At 69.1% G+C, this 17,630-nt stretch carries 14 protein-coding genes; 10 read left to right on the forward strand and 4 right to left on the reverse strand.

Features of this window, described 5'->3' with window-relative positions:
* Nucleotides 1-95: 95 nt before the first annotated feature.
* Nucleotides 96-926, reverse strand: a complete 831-nt coding sequence (locus QSK32_RS22995) for a PP2C family protein-serine/threonine phosphatase (protein ID WP_285473118.1) — start codon at nucleotides 924-926, stop codon at nucleotides 96-98.
* A 46-nt stretch (nucleotides 927-972) separates the two neighbouring features.
* The gene (locus QSK32_RS23000) at nucleotides 973-3,330 is read right to left on the reverse strand and encodes a glycoside hydrolase family 3 N-terminal domain-containing protein (protein ID WP_285473119.1); all 2,358 of its coding nucleotides are present in this window, start codon (nucleotides 3,328-3,330) and stop codon (nucleotides 973-975) included.
* A 258-nt stretch (nucleotides 3,331-3,588) separates the two neighbouring features.
* On the opposite strand from QSK32_RS23000, the gene QSK32_RS23005 reads away from it, so the two are divergent.
* Genes QSK32_RS23005 through QSK32_RS23015 form a run of 3 tightly spaced genes read left to right on the forward strand, consistent with a single transcriptional unit; the run spans nucleotide 3,589 to nucleotide 6,729 of the window.
* Nucleotides 3,589-4,905 carry an extracellular solute-binding protein gene (locus tag QSK32_RS23005; RefSeq protein ID WP_083449709.1) on the forward strand — a complete coding sequence of 439 codons (1,317 nt, stop codon included), beginning with the start codon at nucleotides 3,589-3,591 and terminating at the stop codon, nucleotides 4,903-4,905.
* Nucleotides 4,902-5,828, forward strand: coding sequence for a carbohydrate ABC transporter permease (locus tag QSK32_RS23010; protein ID WP_045747900.1), 927 nt, complete (start codon nucleotides 4,902-4,904; stop codon nucleotides 5,826-5,828). The genes QSK32_RS23005 and QSK32_RS23010 overlap by 4 nt, the downstream gene beginning before the upstream one ends.
* 1 nt (nucleotide 5,829) lies before the next feature.
* Nucleotides 5,830-6,729, forward strand: coding sequence for a carbohydrate ABC transporter permease (locus tag QSK32_RS23015; protein WP_045747901.1), 900 nt, complete (start codon nucleotides 5,830-5,832; stop codon nucleotides 6,727-6,729).
* Here QSK32_RS23015 and QSK32_RS23020 read toward each other — a convergent pair.
* Nucleotides 6,694-7,770, reverse strand: coding sequence for a substrate-binding domain-containing protein (locus QSK32_RS23020; RefSeq protein ID WP_157411577.1), 1,077 nt, complete (start codon nucleotides 7,768-7,770; stop codon nucleotides 6,694-6,696). The two genes, QSK32_RS23015 and QSK32_RS23020, sit on opposite strands and share 36 nt — an antisense overlap.
* 41 nt (nucleotides 7,771-7,811) lie before the next feature.
* Nucleotides 7,812-8,696 (reverse strand): LLM class F420-dependent oxidoreductase, encoded by an 885-nt coding sequence (locus tag QSK32_RS23025; protein ID WP_045747903.1) that lies wholly within the window; start codon nucleotides 8,694-8,696, stop codon nucleotides 7,812-7,814.
* A gap of 886 nt (nucleotides 8,697-9,582) precedes the next feature.
* Between QSK32_RS23025 and QSK32_RS23030 the strand changes: the two genes are divergently transcribed.
* The 7 genes from QSK32_RS23030 (at nucleotide 9,583) to QSK32_RS23060 (ending at nucleotide 17,553) form a co-directional block, all read left to right on the forward strand.
* Nucleotides 9,583-10,830 carry an ROK family transcriptional regulator gene (locus QSK32_RS23030; protein ID WP_285473120.1) on the forward strand — a complete coding sequence of 416 codons (1,248 nt, stop codon included), beginning with the start codon at nucleotides 9,583-9,585 and terminating at the stop codon, nucleotides 10,828-10,830.
* A gap of 202 nt (nucleotides 10,831-11,032) precedes the next feature.
* A complete protein-coding gene (locus QSK32_RS23035) occupies nucleotides 11,033-11,740 on the forward strand; it encodes an ABC transporter permease (RefSeq protein WP_285473121.1) in 708 nt (235 codons plus the stop codon).
* Nucleotides 11,737-12,501: an ABC transporter ATP-binding protein gene (locus QSK32_RS23040; RefSeq protein ID WP_045747905.1), complete on the forward strand. Its 765-nt coding sequence runs from the start codon at nucleotides 11,737-11,739 to the stop codon at nucleotides 12,499-12,501. Before QSK32_RS23035 ends, QSK32_RS23040 begins: the two co-directional genes overlap by 4 nt.
* Before the next feature lie 70 nt (nucleotides 12,502-12,571).
* Complete coding sequence (locus QSK32_RS23045) at nucleotides 12,572-13,558, forward strand: aliphatic sulfonate ABC transporter substrate-binding protein (protein ID WP_285473122.1); 987 nt, start codon at nucleotides 12,572-12,574, stop codon at nucleotides 13,556-13,558.
* Entirely contained in the window at nucleotides 13,555-15,021 is a 1,467-nt protein-coding gene (locus tag QSK32_RS23050) for a sulfatase family protein (RefSeq protein WP_285473123.1), read from the forward strand. The genes QSK32_RS23045 and QSK32_RS23050 overlap by 4 nt, the downstream gene beginning before the upstream one ends.
* The gene (locus QSK32_RS45750; protein ID WP_502872548.1) at nucleotides 15,018-16,334 is read left to right on the forward strand and encodes a formylglycine-generating enzyme family protein; all 1,317 of its coding nucleotides are present in this window, start codon (nucleotides 15,018-15,020) and stop codon (nucleotides 16,332-16,334) included. Before QSK32_RS23050 ends, QSK32_RS45750 begins: the two co-directional genes overlap by 4 nt.
* Before the next feature lie 280 nt (nucleotides 16,335-16,614).
* On the forward strand, nucleotides 16,615-17,553 hold the full coding sequence (locus tag QSK32_RS23060; RefSeq protein ID WP_285473125.1) for a P1 family peptidase: 939 nt from the start codon (nucleotides 16,615-16,617) through the stop codon (nucleotides 17,551-17,553).
* The last annotated feature ends 77 nt before the right edge of the window (nucleotides 17,554-17,630 follow it).

Here is a 17,630-nt window from a genome sequence, read left to right on the forward strand (position 1 = left end):
AGCTGTGGTATCGGTGAGCGCGGCCCCATCTTTTCCGCTGAATCCGTCGCGAACAAGGGGTTCCGAAAGATTTTCCGCAGCGGTGACACGGGACGTCAGGGTCGGCGGCGGACCGCCAGGAGCGCCACGTCGTCGGTCGGCCGGGCCAGGTCCGTATCCGCCATGACGGTAGCGCAGACCGCCTCCGCGCCGGTCGCGTGAACCGCCGTGACCAGCCGTCCGACACCCTCGTCGATGATCTCGTCGCGGCGTTCGACGAGACCGTCGGTGTAGCAGAGCAGCACCGCGCCGCGCGGCAGCGGGACCTCGCTGTTGTGCCGGGCCCGGTCCGGGCGGCCGACCCCGAGCGGCGGGTCGACGGCCACCTCGGTGAGCCCGGCGGCCCGGCCCGGGACCGCCAGCACCGGCCGCAGGTGCCCGGCCGAGGAGACCACGGCCCGGCCCCGGTCCGGGCTGACCATCACGTAGAGAGCGGTGGTCAGGTTGCCGGCCTCGAAGTGCTGCACCTTGCGGTCCAGCAGGGTCAGCGCCTCGGCCGGGTCGTCGCAGACCAGGGCGTACGCCCGCAGGGCACTGCGGACCCGGCCCATCACCACCGCGGAGGCCAGGCCGTGGCCGGCCACGTCGCCGATCACCACGCCGAGCCAGCCGGACGGCAGGGTGAACACGTCGTACCAGTCGCCGCCGATCCCGGCGCGGTGCCCGGGGACGTACCGTGCGGCCAGCTCGACGCCGGGCACCTCGGGCAGCCGGGCCGGCAGCAGGCTGCGCTGCAGGGCCAGCGCCGCGGCCCGGTCCAGGCGCTCCAGCAGCGGCCCGGTCCCGCCGGGCCGTTCGGCGATCACCTCCAGCAGCCGGTCGAGCAGCGCGACGGCGTCCGGTCCGGACAGTGTCGCGGCGTCGGTGACGGCGGCGGGTTCGGGCACACCAGCAGCCTAGTGTGCGCGCAGCGCTGCGCAGCGTGAGCGGATGTCACGAATCCACTGCCACCACCTCGGCCGGAGTGGACAGCCGGCGCTGCGGCCCGGCCTCGCGTACCGGTCCGGTCAGCTCCACGACGGCCCGCACGGCGATGTCGGAGGCCGACGATCCGACGAGGACCCGCAGCTCACCGGGCTCGACGATGCGCCGCATCGCCCGGCCGGTGAACGCGGCCCGGTCGGTGTGCACGGTGAACGTGACGTCGGCGGCGGCCCCGGCGGCGAGCTCGACACGGGCGAAACCGGTCAGCTGTTTCACCGGACGGGTGACCTCGGCGACCGGGTCGGACAGGTAGAGCTGCACCACCTCGGCGCCGTCGCGCCCGCCGGTGTTGCGGACCCGCACGGTCACCGTGAACGCGCCGTCGGTCGGCACCCGGTCCGCGCTCAGCCGCAGCTCGTCGATGCCGAAGGTGGTGTACGAGCGCCCGTGGCCGAACGCGTACAGCGGGGTGGGGTCGAGGTTGCTGGCCCCGAGGTGGTCGGCGCCGAGCCGGGGCTGCAGGTAGGTGCCGGGCTGGCCGCCCGGGTGCCGGGGGATCTGCACCGGCAGCCGGCCGCTGGGCTGGACCCGGCCGGACAGCACGCCGGCGATCGCGGCGCCCGCCTCCTCGCCCGGCATGAACGCCTGCACCAGGGCGGCGGCCCGGCCCTCGAACTCGCCCAGCGCGTACGGCCGGCCGGAGATCACCACGAGCACCACCGGGGTGCCGGTGGCGAGCAGTTCGTGGACCAGGTCGGCCTGCACGCCGGGCAGCCGCAGGTCGGCGGCGTCGCAGCCCTCGCCGGAGGTGCCCTTGCCGAACAGTCCGGCCAGGTCGCCGACGAACGCCACGCACACGTCGGACTCCGCGGCCGCGGTGACCGCCGCGGCGAATCCGGAACGGTCGTCGCCGCTGACGGTGCAGCCTTGTGCGTACCCGATGGTGGAATCCGGAAGCTCGTCGCGCAGCGCGGCCACCGCGGTCGGCATGGTGAGGCCGTCCTCCACGCCCGGGTAGCGGGGGAGCACGTGGTTGGGGAAGGCGTAGCAGCCCAGGAAGGTCCGCGAGTCGTCGGCGCACGGGCCGACCACGGCGATCCGGCCCGGCGCGCGCAGCGGCAGCACGTCACCCGGTTCCAGCAGCACGATCGACCGTTCGGCGAGTTCGCGGGCCAGCGCCCGGTTCTCCGCCGAGTCGAGGTCCACCGCGCCGGCGCCGGCCACCGTGGCCTCCGGCGTCCAGTCCGCGTCGAGCAGGCCCAGCTCGGCCTTCTGGAGCAGCACCCGGCGGGCCGCCCGGTCGACCAGCTCCTCGACGATCTCGCCCTTGCGGACCCGGTCGACGAGTTCCGTGCCGTAACCGAGGGTGTCCGGAAGTTCCACGTCGATGCCGGCCGCGAGTGCCAGCGCGCCCGCGTCGCCGTTGTCCGCCGCCACGCCGTGGTTCATCGCCAGGAACGGCACCGCCCAGTAGTCCGAGACCACCGTGCCGGTGAAGCCCCACTCCTCGCGCAGCACCTGGGTGAACAGCCACGGGTCGATCGCCGCCGGCAGGCCGTCGATCTCGGAGTACGAGTTCATCACCGAACCGGCACCGGCCTCGCGGATCGCGGTCTCGAACGGCGGCAGGATCACGTCGAGCAGCTCCCGGCGGCCCATCGGGACCGGGCCGTGGTTGCGGGCGCCGCGCGACGCCGAGTAGCCCGCGAAGTGTTTCAGCGTCGCGATGATCCCGGCGCCCTGCAGACCGCGCACGTAGGCGGCGGCGATCCGTGACACCAGGTACGGGTCCTCGCCGATCGACTCCTCGACCCGGCCCCAGCGGTAGTCGCGGACCACGTCCAGCACCGGGGCGAGGGCCTGGTGCACGCCGAGCGCCGCCATGTCCCGGCCGATCGCCGCGGCCATCCGCTCGATCAGCGCCGGGTCGAAGGTCGCGCCCCAGGCGATGGCGGCCGGGTAGACCGTGGCGCCGTGCATGGTGAAGCCGGTGAGGCACTCCTCGTGGACGATCGCCGGGATGCCCAGCCGGTGCGAGGCGGTCACGATGCGCTGCTGGCGGATCAGTTCGGCGGCGCCGTCGGCGGCGGTGACCGGGTAGCTGCCGTAGATCCGGGTGAGGTGCCCGAGGCCGTGCCGGCTGGCGTCCTCCAGGGCGTCCCCGCCGGCGAACGTGTCCTCGCTCGGCGCGACCTGGTGGCCCTCCTCCGGTTCCGGGCCGGCGGCGCCGGTCGCACCCTTGTCCTTGCCGATCCACCGGCTGCCGAGCTGAGCGACCTTCTCCTCCAGGGTCATCACGCGCAGCAGCGCCTCGACACGGTCGGTGATCGGCAGCGCCGGATCCTGCCAGGGCTGGTTGACGGTCATAGCAGAAGCCTCCGAAAGTTTCGGTCTTAGCCGCGGCGCTCCCCGCCCGCCTACTCTCGCGCTCACAGCACGGTTACGGCAAGGGTCTTGACACCTGTTGCGGCGAAACCCTACGTTAACGAAACCTCGCGTTAATTTGCGACAGGCCCCCGAAACTTCCGTAACTTAACCGGTTCGGGAAATCGGAGACATGTCGCTCTCGACATATCGCCGCCGCGTTCATCCCCCGCGGCTTTCTTCGATGCAACGGAGATCAGCGTGAAGCGCAGGACATTCTTGAGCCTTTCCGCGGGAACCGCGGCCGGTGCGGCCCTGGCCGCCTGCGGCAGTTCCGGCCCAGCCGACACCGGTGACACCTCGGGGTCCGAGGCGAGCTACTGGTTCCTCAGCGGCCCGCCCGGAGAACCGGTCCGGCAGGGCGCGGTGGACCGGTTCAACAAGGCCAACTCCGGTGGCCAGATCAAGGTCAATCCGATTCAGAACGACGCCTACAAGGACAAGCTCAAGACGGCGCTCGGCGCGGGCCAGGCCCCGAGCATCATCTGGGGCTGGGGCGGCGGCGGTCTCAAGAGCTACGTCCAGGAGGGCCAGGTCGACGACCTGACCGACTGGTTCAGCCAGAACGCCGCGGTCAAGGACCGTCTGTTCCCCTCCTCGTTCGGCCCGGCCACCGTGGACGGCAAGATCTACGCGATGCCCGCCGAGACCGTGCAGCCGATCATCATGCTGTACAACAAGGAGGTCTTCGAGAACCTCGGCATCCAGCAGCCCCCGCAGTCCTGGGGCGAGATCATGAGCCTGCTGCCGAAGTTCAACGAGAAGAAGATCGCGCCGTTCTCGCTCGGCGGCCAGTCCCGCTGGACCAACATGATGTGGCTGGAGTTCCTCTTCGACCGCATCGGCGGTCCCGAGGTGTTCAACGCCGTCTACGACGGGGAGAAGGACGCCTGGAACAACCCGGCCTCGATCCAGGGTCTCACCAAGATCCAGGAGCTGATCAAGGCGAACGGCTTCATCAAGGGCTTCTCCTCGATCACCGCCGACTCCAACGCCGACCAGGCCCTGCTCTACAAGGGCAAGGCCGCGATGGAGCTGCACGGCAGCTGGTCCTACGGCATCATCTCGGCCGAGGGTGGCGACTTCATCAAGGACGGCAAGCTGGGGTACTTCAACTTCCCCGCCGTCGAGGGCGGTACCGGCGACCCGAGCAACACCGTCGGCAACGCGGGGCAGTACCTCTCCATCTACTCCAAGGCCTCGGCCGAGCAGAAGGAGACCGCCAAGAAGTTCTTCACCAGCCTGCTCGACGACACCGAGCAGCAGGACTGGATCAAGACCGGCGGCGTGCCGATCGTCAAGGGCTCGGACGCGAAGATCGGTTCCTCGCCGGATGCCGAGTTCCTCAACTTCATCTACGGCGTGGCCAGCAACGCCAAGACCTTCAGCCAGTCCTGGGACCAGGCGCTGAGCCCCACCGCGGCCGAGGCTCTGCTGGACAACATCTCCAAGTTGTTCACCCTGGACATCGCGCCCCAGCAGTTCGCCGACAACATGAACCAGGTCATCGGCAAATGACCATCGCTCCACCCGTCGTCCGGAGCGCTCCGCCCACCGGTTCCACCGGTGTGCGGAGCGCCTCCGTCTCCTGGATGGCCGTCCCGGCCCTGGTGGCGTTCGCCGTGTTCGGTGTCCTGCCGCTGCTCGGTGTCCTGCTGCTGAGCTTCACCTCGTGGAACGGTCTGAGCCCGGACATCTCGTTCACCGGGACGGACAGCTGGTCCACCGTGCTCGCCGACCCCCGGCTCCCGCACGCGCTGTGGGTCACCTTCCTGATCATGGGGTTGTCCTGGCTGTTCCAGACCCCGCTCTCGCTGCTGCTCGGCGTCTTCATCGCCGCGCACAAGCGTTATCGCGCGGTGCTGGCAGTCCTCTTCTTCGTCCCGCTGCTGCTCAGCCAGGCGGCCATCTCGATCACCTTCAAGATGCTGCTGGACCCGAACTTCGGTCTCGGCGCCGGACTGGGCGCCGAGTTCCTGCAGCAGGACTGGCTCGGCGACGGCACACTCGCGCTCGGCGTCGTGGTGTTCGTGGTGTCCTGGCAGTTCATCCCGTTCCACACGCTGATCTACCAGGGCGGCATCCGGCAGATCCCGACCAGCATGTACGAGGCCGCCGAGATCGACGGCGCGGGCCGGATCCGGCAGTTCCTCAGCATCACCCTGCCGCAGCTCAAGTACACGATCATCACGTCCTCGACGCTGATGGTGGTCGGTTCGCTGACCTTCTTCGACCTGATCTACGTGCTCACCGCGGGCGGCCCCGGCGACGCCACCCGGGCCCTGGCCGTCGACATGTACCAGCGCGGCTTCAAGGCCAACCTGATGGGACCGGCCAGCGTCATCGCGGTCATCCTGGTCCTCGTCGGCCTCACCCTCGCTCTGCTGCTGCGCCGGCTGGGCGGCCGGGACGCCACCGAGAGCCAGCTGGAAGGTGTCTGAGATGACCACAGTGCTCGACGACCGAGGTGTCCGGGTCGGCGGCGTGCCACCGCAGAAACCGGGCCGGCCGCGGCCGCGGTTCCTGCAGTGGAACTGGCTGGGCGGCCTGGCCGGGTGGCTCTGGCTGGTGGTGGTGCTCCTGCCGATCTACTGGATCGTCATCACCAGCTTCAAGATGCAGAGCGACTACTACGACTCCAACCCGCTCGTCCCACCGACGTCGCCCACCCTGGAGAACTACCGGTTCGTCCTGGAGAACGACTTCGCCCGGTACTTCATGAACAGTGTCATCGTCACGGTGGGCGCGGTCGGCCCGGCGGTGCTGGTGTCCTTCATGGCGGCGTACGCGATCGTGCGGGGCAGTGCGGGGAGCCGCTTCCTGCGTACCGTCAACGGGCTGTTCCTGATGGGTCTGGCCATTCCGCTGCAGGCGGTGATCATCCCGATCTACCTGATCATCATCAAGATCGAGATGTACGACACCCTCGGCGCGATCATCCTGCCGTCGCTGGCGTTCGCCATCCCGCTCTCAGTGCTGGTGCTGTCCAACTTCGTGCGCGACGTGCCGAAGGAACTCTTCGAGTCGATGCGGATGGACGGCGCCAGCGAGTGGGGCACGCTGTGGCGGCTCGCCTTCCCGCTGACCCGCCCGGCCCTGGTCACCGTCACGATCTATCAGGGACTGACCGTGTGGAACGGGTTCGTCCTGCCGCTGATCCTGACCCAGAGCCCCGAACAGCGCACCCTGCCGCTCGCGCTCTGGAGTTTCCAGGGCCAGTACAGCGTCAACATCCCCGCGGTGCTCGCCTCGGTCGTGCTCACCACGCTGCCGATCCTCACCCTTTACATCATCGGGCGACGGCAGCTACTCAGCGGGTTGACGGCCGGCTTCGGCAAATAGAGGAGCCGTGCTCTCCCGGACCATCAGCTTGGTGACCAATTCCAGGCGCGGGGTCTCGATGGTCTCGCCGCGCGACAACCGCAGAACGGTGCGCGCGGCGAGCGCCCCCATCTCGGCGAGCGGCTGACGGACCGTGGTCAGCGGCGGCGACGCCCACTGCGACTCCGGCAGATCGTCGAAACCGATCACACTCAGGTGGTCCGGCACCCGCAGGCCACGCCGCCGGGCCGCCTCGTAGACCCCCAGCGCCATCAGGTCACTCGACGCGAAGATCGCCGTCGGCGGGTCGGCCAGATCGAGCAGGTGCTGCGCCGCGGCGAACCCGGTCTCGTACCGGAAATCACCGGTCCGGATCAGCGCCTCGTCGACCCGCACCCCGGCCGCCTCCAGCGCCGCCCGGTAACCGTCCAGCCGCGCCCGGCTGCACAGCAACTGCCGCGGGCCGGCCACGAACCCGATCCGCCGGTGCCCCAGCTCCAGCAGGTGATCAGTAGCGGTCCGGCCGCCCGACCAGTTCGTCGCCCCGATCGTCGGCACGTCGGCCGCCGCCCCACCCGCCGGATCGATGATCAGCACCGGGACCTTGAGCCGGTGCAACTCGGTGTGCACCGGCTCCGCCACATCCGAGGTCACGAAGATGACCCCGTCCGACGCCCGCGACCGCAGGTTCTGCAACCACTGCCGGGTCGCGGTGCTGCGACGATGCACCTGCGACACCACGGTCCCGACACCGGCCGCGTGCGTCACGTCCTCCACCCCGCGGATCAGCTCCAGCGCCCACGGGCTGTCCAGATCGTCGAAGACCAGATCCACCAGCTTGGCCCGCCCCGGATGCCGAGAGTTGCGGGGCCGGTAGTCGTGCTCACGCAGCAGCCGCTCGATCAGCTCCCGCGTCTGCGGCGACACGTCGGTGCGCCCGTTGAGCACCCGGGACACCGTGGGAACCGAGACGCCGGCGGCCTGGGCGATGGCCGCGATGGTCACGCGGGGCCTGCTGACCGTCATGGCGGTGCTCCTTACCGCCGGCTGATCTCGTCGCAACTTTCGGACCCGGCACCGAAATCATGCCAGGTTCTCGAAATTTACGAGAACCGCGGTATCACCTCTTCCGCGATACGCTGCATCGGCTCGTGGTCGTAGGCCACCCGCGGGACGTAGAAGATGACGTAATCCGCGCCGGCCTCGGCCAGCTGCTCCACCTTCTCGACGATCTCCGCGGTCGGCACGTCCGGCCGGTCCAGGTAGTAACTCGTCGACTTGACGATGTCGTCGTAGTCGCGTTCCTGCTTCTCGCAGTGCTCCTTCAGCACGGCCAGCTTGTGCCGGACCACCTCCGGGTCGCCGCCGCCCACGTTGCAGGCGTCCGCGTACTTCGCGACCAGCTTGAGCGTGACCTTCTCGCCGCCGCCGCCCAGCCAGAACGACGGGTGCGGCCGGCGGACACCCTTCGGCTCGTTGATCGGCTTGTCGATGCGGTAGTGCTTACCGGTGAAGACCGGCTGCTCCTCGGTCCACATCTTCTTCACGATCTCGACGGCCTCCCGGAACGCGGCCATCCGCTCCGGGACGTCGGCCCACTCGTAGCCGTAGGCCTTCCACTCGTTCTCGTACCAGCCGGCGCCCAGGCCCGCATAGAGCCGCCCGTGACTGGCGACGTCCACCGTCGAGGCGATCTTGGCGTAGAGCGAGGGCTGCCGATAGCCGTTGCAGCCCACCATCTGGCCGATGTTGACCCGTGAGGTGTCCCGGGCGAGCGTCGACGTGACGGTCCAGCACTCGAACGTCGTGTTGATGGTGGGCTCCGGGACCGTGTGGAAGTGGTCGTAGACCCAGATGCTGTCCCACGGGCCGGCGTCGGCCAGCTTGCCGACGGCGGTCATTGCCTCGTACTGCTCCACCGGGTCGGCGATCTCATTGAGATCCATCCGCCAGCCCTGGGGAACGAAAACCCCGAATCGCATGCTCATGCGATCAACCTACTGATTTTTGCGGTACGCCTCCGTGTCGGTCCCGGGGTTCGTCCTCGGTCCTCGGTCCTCGGTCCACGGATGCCACCGTCGACGGCCGTGAGAGTCGCCGTAGCGTTCCCGGTCGGCGCCTCGATCAACGTTGGCTGGGTGGCATCGGGCGGTTCTGGGCCGTCGTCGGTGGTCGCCCGGCATTACCGGGTGAGCCGTGGGCGACGGCCCGAGCAACCCAGCCGTTCTTCGTGGCTCTCTCGAGACCGTTTCTCAGCCGTGGGCGACGGCTCGGAGCGTCCAGCCGTTCTTCGTGGCTCTCTCGAGACCGTTTCTCAGCCGTGGGCGACGGCTCGGAGCGTCCAGCCGTTCTTCGTGGCTCCCTTGAGACCGTTTCTCAGCCGTGGGCGACGGCCCGAGCAACCCAGCCGTCCTCCACGGCTCTCTCGAGACCGTTTCTCAGCCGTGGGCGACGGCTCGGAGCGCCCAGCCGTTCTCCACGGCTCCTTTTCGGCTGAGAAAGAGCCACAGGCGACGGCTCGGCCGACCGGGCCGTCGGCCGTGGTCCATCGACGAGCCGGCAACGACCGTGGGCGACGGCCGGGCAACCCGCAATGCCGCTGAGCTTGAGTCGACCTCGAGGTTGACCCGCTGCCGTGACAAACGACTGAGCTACGCCGACGCGGCTGCCTACCGTGACGGTCGCAGGAGTGGCCGCGGCGAAGCGGATCGCGTGGGCACTGGTCGGCGGCTGGACCGACTTGAGCTGAGTGGCACGCATGGGCCACCGCGTCGCCGCCTCCGTGTCCGGGTCGCCCAGTTTTCCTACCGGATTGGGAGAGATAATTCTGTCGGATCGTTGACGGAAAAATTGGCGGCTGCCTACCGTGGCGACGTGCCGGTAACCGGAGGGGTCCACGCGCTGGTCAGGCGCGCTCACGAAGAGCGTGTCCTGGCGATCCTGCGTGAGCACGGCACCCTGAGCCGCGCCCAGATCGCCGCCCGGTCCGGGCTGTCCCGCACCACCCTCTCCGAGATCACCGGTGAGCTGCTGGGCCGCGGGGCCATCGTGGTGGCTACCACCGACGCCCGGCACCGCGCCGGGAGCGGACGGCCCGCCGAACTGCTGGCGCTGGACCCGCGGTCCGGCCAGTTCCTCGGACTCGATCTGGGCCACACCCGGGTCCGGGCGGTGGTGGCCGACGCCGCCCACGAGATCATCGCTAGCGTCGTCGCGGTTCACCCGGCCCGGACGTCGCTGGCGGCGCGGATCCGGGTGGCGCTGTCGTTGGTCGACTGTCTCGGCCGCGAACAGGGCATCGGACTGTCCGCGCTGCAGGGCGTGGGGGTGGGCGTGACCGGGCCGTACCCGGTGGACGAATCCCGGGCGGCGGTGCTGGCCGCCTTCCAGGAACACTTCACGGCTCCGATCCTGGTGGACAACAACACGCGGTTCGCGGCGCTCGCCGAGGCGGGCATGACTGACGCGCGGGACGTCCTCTACCTCCGGTTGGCGGACGGGGTGGGCGGCGGGCTGGTGGTGGGCGGTCGGCTGGTGGCGGGGGCGCGCGGGGTGGCCGGGGAGTTCGGGCACGTCCGGGCGGGCATCCCGTCGTTCGGTCCGGGCGCGGGGGCTGATGCCGGCGATGTGGGGGCCGACTGCCGGTGTGGCAAACGAGGGTGTCTGGAGACGGTGGCGGCGGTCGGGCCGGCCCTGGTCGCGGCGGGCGTGACCGACCTGGCGGAACTGGCGGCCCGCCGGCACGAACCCGAGGTGGCCGCGGTGATGGCCCGGATCGGCGTCGCGGTGGGCCAGGTGGCAGCCGCGGCGGCCCTGATCCTGGACCCGGAGTTGATCGTCATCGGTGGCCCGCTGATCCGTGCCGTCCCGGAGATCGTCGACCGTGCCGCCGAGGTGATCGCCGGAGAAAGAATCTTCGGCAGTGGCAGTGGCAGTGGCAGTGGCAGTGGCAGTGGCAGTGGCAGTGGCAGTGGCAGTGGCAGTGGTGGGCCGGAGGTCCGGGCTGCTCGGCTGGGGGATGACGACGGGGCTCGGGGTGCGGTAGCGGCGTTGTTCCGGCAGTCGCCGCTGCTTGCTGATTACTCGGTGCCCCACGGGATGACGACTGGACGCTCATATTGACGAGTCGATGTGAAGGCCTGGGAATCAATGTTGATGGCGGCGTCGACGAGGACGTCAAGACGAGACGCGGCATCAGTACGTCCATGACTATGACGGGAAAGTCCACATGACCCTGGTCCAGGCGGAGACCACGGCTGTCAGGAGGCCGAGGGCGGGGAAGCGGCGCCTCGGCGTACCCAAGACGGTGTTGAACGGTCTTTCGGTGTTGATCGGGATCGGGGTGTGGTGGGGATTCGCGGTGAGCGGGTTCGACATCCCGGCACCCCCGGCGGTGGCCGAGCGGGCCGTCGAGCTGATCGCCGACGGGACGCTCGCCGAGGACGCGGCGGCGAGCCTGGTCCGGGTGTTCACCGGGTTCGCGCTGGGGGTGCTGCTCGCGGTGCCGGTCGGGTTCCTGATGGGCTGGTATCCGCCGGTCCGTGCCCTGGTCGAGCCGTGGATCCAGTTCTTCCGGACGATCCCGCCGCTCGCGATCATCCCGCTCGCCATCGTGTTGATGGGGATCGAGGAGACGCCGAAGATCTTCGTGATCTTCCTGGCCTCCTTCCTGTCATGTGTCATCGCAACGTTGCAGGGCGTCGTCAATGTTGACCGCACGTTGCTCAATGCGGCCCGGGTGCTCGGCGCAGGCGATCGGGTGATCTTCGCGCGGGTCGTCATCCCCGCGTCGTCGCCGTTCATCCTCGTCGGCATGCGCGTCGGCCTCGGCTCGTCGTGGGCGACTCTGGTCGCCGCCGAGCTGATCGCCGCGCAGCAGGGACTCGGGTACCGGATGCAGAGCGCACAGCTGTACTACGACCTGCCGACGATCTTCGTCGGGCTGATCAGCATCGGCGTGCTCGGCCTGGCGATGGACCGTCTGCTGCTGCTCGCCGAACGCCGCCTCACCTCCTGGCAGGAGACCCGATGATCACCATCGAGCACGTCCGCAAGGTGTTCCCGCTCCAAGGAAGCGAGTTCGTCGCTCTCGGTGACGTCGACCTGGAGCTCGCCGACAACGAGTTCGTGACTGTCGTCGGCCCGTCCGGCTGCGGCAAGACCACGTTGATGAACATCCTTGCCGGCCTGGAGACGCCGACCAGTGGACGGGCGCTGGTCGACGGCGAGCCGGTCACCGGCCCCGGACCCGAGCGCGGCGTGATCTTCCAGCAGTACGCGCTCTTCCCCTGGCTCACGGTGCGTAAGAACGTGGAGTTCGGGCTGCGGACCGCGGGTGTTCCGCGAGCGCGGCGGCGGGAGATCGCCGACCGTTTCATCGCCCTCGTCGGGTTGGAACGGTTCGCGGACGCGCTGCCGAAAACGCTGTCCGGTGGCATGAAACAGCGCGTGGCGATCGCCCGCGCCTATGCCGTCGGACCGTCGATCCTGCTGATGGACGAACCGTTCGGCGCGGTCGACGCGATGACCCGGGTACGCCTTCAGGAACAGCTGCTGACCACGTGGAGTCAGGAGAAACGCACCGTCGTCTTCGTGACGCACGACGTCGACGAGGCGGTCTTCCTCGCCAATCGGGTGATCGTCATGGCGGCGGATCCGGGACGTGTTTCCGAGATCATCGAGGTGGACCTGCCGTATCCGCGTACCGAGGAGATCCGGCTCAGCGCCCCCTTCGCGACGTTACGCAACCGCGTGTGGAGCGCCGTTCACCGGCACGAGGCTCCGGTGCGCTAGAAGACCTGTCGAAAACGGTCGCGCAGCCGCGTCGGCCGACGATTCCCCCTGCCCGGACAAAGGACGTGACATGACCTTTTCCCGTACCTCCAGATCTTTCCTGGCAATCGCCGCAGCCTCCCTCCTTGCCCTTTCCGGGTGTGGCGGTGGTGATGGCGGCGAGAGCGGTGCCGATCTCACCGAGGTGAACTTCGGATACATCGCCGACTACAACGGGGCCAGCCTGCTGGCTGTCGCCGACGATCAGAAACTGTGGGCGAAGAACGGCCTGGAGGTGGAGGCGAAGGTCTTCACCAACGGCCCGCTGCAGATCACCGCGATGAACGCCGGCGACCTGGACTACGGATACATCGGACCGGGCGCGGTCTGGCTGCCGGCCTCCGGAAAAGCGAAGATCGTCGCACTGAACTCGCTGGGAAACGCCGACCGGGTGATCGCGCAGGCGGGCATCACCGATCTGAGCCGGCTCAAGGGTAAGAAGATCGGCGTGCCGGAGGGCACCTCGGGCGACATGATCCTGACCCTGGCGCTGCAGAAAGCGGGCCTGTCGGCGACCGATGTCGAGCGTGTGCCGATGGACGCGGCGACGATCGTGACCGCGTTCGGTGCGGGACAGATCGACGCGGCCGGCATCTGGTACCCGCTGCTCAACAACATCAAGCAGCGCAAGCCCGACCTGGTGGAACTCGCCAAGAACGCGGACTTCGCGGACCAGATGGCGTTCCCGACCGCATTCGTGGCGGGCAATGAGCCGGCCGCCGACACCGAGAAGACCGGAAAGGTCCTGCAGGTGCTGCGTGAGGCGATGGACTTCCGGGCTCAGAACGCCGACACGACGATCGCACTGACCGCGAAACTGCTGAACAAGAGTGCCGACGACGTGAAGGCGGACGCGGCGAACAGCGAGATGCTCGACTCCGCGACCCTGGACGGCTACCTGGCCGACGGAACGGTCACGAAATGGCTGACCGGCATGGGCGACTACTTCGTCGGCGCGGGGAAACTGGCGAACAACCCGGCGCCGTCGACCTACTACGCCGGTGGTGGTCTCCAGTGAACTTCCTCTTCCTGATGACCGACCAGCACCGGGTGGACACGCTCGGCGCCTACGGCAATCCGCACGTCAGCACCCCCAATCTGGACCGGCTCGCGGCGACCGGCACACGGTTCGACCGGTGGTACACGCCGACCGCGATCTGCACGCCGGCCAGGGCGAGTCTGCTCACCGGGCAGGCGCCGTTCCGGCACAAGGTGCTCGCCAACCGGGAACGCAACGTCGGATATCAGGAGGATCTGCCTGACGACGCGTTCACTTTCGGTCGCGAGCTGAGGGATCGGGGCTACAACTGCGGGCTGCTCGGCAAATGGCACGCGAGCAGTGCGAAGTCGCCGGCGGATTACGGATTCGACGGCCCGCATCTGCCCGGCTGGCACAATCCGGTGGACCATCAGGACTATCAGGATTTCCTGAAGGAGAACGACCTTCCGCCCTACGAGATCCACGACCGGATCCGGGGAACGCTGCCGAACGGCGGGCCGGGGAATCTGCTGGCCGCGCGGTTGAAGCAGCCGCGGGAGGCGACCTTCGAACATTATCTGGCGACGCGGACCATCGAGTTCCTGCGGCGTTACCGCGCGGAGGACCGGCCCTTCTACCTGGCCACCCATTTCTTCGGCCCGCACCTGCCCTACATCGTCCCGGACGAATACTTCGACATGATCGATCCGGCGGTCGTCGAACTCCCGGCATCGATCAGCGAGACGTTCGAGGGCAAGCCGCCGGTGCAGCGCAACTACAGCGCCCACTGGACGTTCGACACGATGCCGCTCGAGGTGACCCGCAAGCTGATCGCGGTCTACTGGGGGTACGTCTCGATGATCGACTTCGAGATCGGGCGGATCCTGGACGCCCTCGACGAGGTGAACGGGACCGACTCCACCACGGTCTTCTTCACCTGCGATCACGGGGAGTTCACCGGATCGCACCGGCTGCACGACAAGGGCCCGGCGATGTACGAGGACATCTACCGTACGCCCGGCATCATCCGCATCCCCGGTGAGGATCCGCAGGTCAGGGACGAGTTCGTCAGCCTGCTCGACTGTACGGCGACGATCCTCGACCTGGCCGGAGCGGACACGGCTCCGGCGGTCGACTCCCGCAGCCTGGTCCCGCTGGTGAAAGGTGAACGACCGGACTGGCAACCCGACATCGTCTGCGAGTTCCACGGTCACCACTTCCCGTATCCGCAGCGAATGCTCCGCGAGGACCGGTGGAAGCTCATCGTCAACCCGGAGTCGACGAACGAGCTGTACGACCTGGAGAACGACCCCGATGAACTCGTCAACATGTATCACCATGTTGACGTGACGGCGGTCCGCAATCGGATGATGCATCGGCTGTACACGTTGCTCGTCGCGCGTGACGACCGCTTCTTCCACTGGATGACCTCGATGTACCCGGTCGGCGAGGTCGATCATGACCCGACGTTGAGTGGACTGGACGAGCAGTCGTACACATGAGTTGTCGCTCTCCGTCGGCCGACAGGCCGGACACCGCGAACCCGGCGCCGGATCTTGGTCCCGGGCCGCAGCCGGCCTCCGACCCGCAGCCGGCCTCCGACCCGCAGCCGCGTCCCGAGCCGCCAGGGCCAGTGCCGTCGTCATGCTCGGAGACGTCGTCGGATTCTGTGCTGTCGTCAGGTCCGGATTCGTCGTCAGGTCTCGAACCGCCGCGGCACTGCTGTGGTCCGGGGTCCGGCTTTGATCAGCTACCGAACCCCGCGCTGTCGGATGCCGGTGCCCGGTCGTTTTCGCAAGTCGCGTTGGACGTCGGAACCCACTCGTCTTCGCACGCTGCGTCGGACGTCGAAACCCGGTCGGTTCCGCTTGAGGTCTCGGACTTCGGGGCGCGGTCGGTTCTGTCAGGGTCGTTGTCTCAGGATTTCGGGGCACACCCGGTTGAGCAGGCGCACTCGGTTGAGCAGGTCAGGGTGCCTGCACAGATGTTCGCGATGGGGGACGCGCACGGCGACGGGGCAGTCGCGGACGGCGAACAACCGGTGCATCAGGTGCGGCTGCCGGCGTTCAGCATCGACGCGACGGCCGTGACGGTGGGCGCTTTCCGGGCGTTCGTGGCGGCGACCGGGCATCGCACCGAGGCGGAGGAGTACGGATGGTCCGCCGTCTTCCACCTGTCCGTTGCCGACGATGAGAAGGTGATCGGTCGGATGGCCGGAACGCCGTGGTGGCTCGGCGTCGAGGGCGCGGACTGGGCGCACCCGGACGGACCGTCGTCGTCCGCAGCCGACGACCATCCGGTGGTGCACGTGAGCTGGAACGATGCCCGCGCCTACTGCGCATGGGCGGGACGGCGGCTGCCCACCGAGGCGGAGTGGGAGTGTGCGGCCCGGGGCGGACTGCCTTCGCTGCGCTACCCGTGGGGCGACGCGTTGCCGGCGGACGGGCATGCGGTCAACATCTGGCAGGGGGACTTCCCGGTCCGGAACACCGGCACGGACGGGTGGACCGGCACCGCCCCGGTCCGCTCCTACGAGCCGAACCCTTACGGACTGTGGCAGCCGGTCGGCAACGTCTGGGAGTGGTGCGCCGACTGGTTCTCGGCGGGCTACTACGCGGTGTCTCCGCGTGACGAACCGATCGGTCCGCCGTCCGGAACGTTCCGGGTGATCCGCGGCGGTTCGTTCCTGTGCCACGACTCGTACTGCAACCGCTATCGCAATGCCGCCCGCTCCTCGAACACCCCGGACTCCTCGACGGGAAACACAGGTTTCCGCACGGTCGGCCCGGCGCCCGTCGACGACAACCGCCGATGAGGCTCACGCCGGCCCGCCCGCCCGGCCCGGCCCGGCCCGGCCCGCCCGGCCTGCCCGGCCCGGGATGCGGCTGCGGATGCGCCATCCACCAGGGTTCCCGGACCGCTGTCAGGAGTGGTCGGCGGTCGACGCCGGGTGCGCCTACGAGACCTCTCCTGCTGGGCACTCCGAGTCGTTGGGGCCGCGCCGGAGAAGCAGGGCCGGAGAAGCAGGGCCGGAGAAGCAGGGCCGGTCGCTGCCCGTTTCGGGGCGGCGAGCGACGGCGCGTAGCGTTTCGGGTGTGAGTGAACCGCAACTGCTGTCGGCGTGGGCTGGGCACTGGACCGGGGACGGGACCGGGGTGACGGTCATCCTGCCGCCGCCGGGGACCGTTGCGTCCGGGGAGGTGCGGGGCGGGGCTCCGGCCACTCGCGAGTTTGCGCTGCTTGAACCGCATCGCCTGGTCGACCGGGTGGATGCTGTCGTGTTGTCGGGTGGGTCGGCGTTCGGGCTGGCGGCCGGGGACGGTGTGATGCGGCTGCTCCGGGAGCGCGGGGACGGGCTGGCGACGCCGTTCGGGCCGGTGCCGATCGTGGTGGGGATGTCGATCTTCGACGGGTCGGTGGCGGGGGAGCCGCCGGGTGCTGCGGAGGGGCGTGCTGCCGCGCTTGCCGCTCTGAGCGGTGAGGACCTTCGCTGGGGTACGGTCGGAGCCGGTTCGGGCGCCCATTCCGGCAAGTGGCGGGGTGGCCTGGCGCCGGGAGGTATCGGCACGGCGGAACGCGCGGTGACCACCGGCGGCACGAGCACCGGCGGCACGAGCACCGGCGGCACGAGCACCGGCGGCACGAGCACCGGCGGAGTGACCGACAGCGGGACGACCGTCCGGGTTGCGGCGGTGGCTGTGGTCAATCCGTGGGGGGACGTTCTCGGCGTCGACGGGCGGCCGATCTTCGCCGCTGATGGCGGGGGCGAGATTGCCGCACCGGTGTTCGGGCGGGGAAACACCACCATCGCCGTGTTGATCACCAATGCGCGGCTCAGCAAGACGGACTGCTTCCTGCTGGCGCAGAGCGGGCACACCGGGTTCGCCCGGGCTGTTCATCCGGCCCACTCCCGCTATGACGGCGACGCCGTGGTTGCCCTGGCCACCGGCGAAGCCGGGGAGACCGATCTCGACCTGTTGCGGGCGACGGCTTCCGAGGTGATGGCCGACGCCATCCGCGCCGCGGTCTCCTGAAACGACCCGCGACCCACGACCCACGACCCACGACCCGCGAACAGGAACGTCGGCCGGAAGCAGCAACAAAGGGCCCG

Source organism: Actinoplanes sp. NBRC 101535 (genome assembly GCF_030269225.1).
In the GTDB taxonomy this organism is placed as follows: domain Bacteria; phylum Actinomycetota; class Actinomycetes; order Mycobacteriales; family Micromonosporaceae; genus Actinoplanes; species Actinoplanes rectilineatus.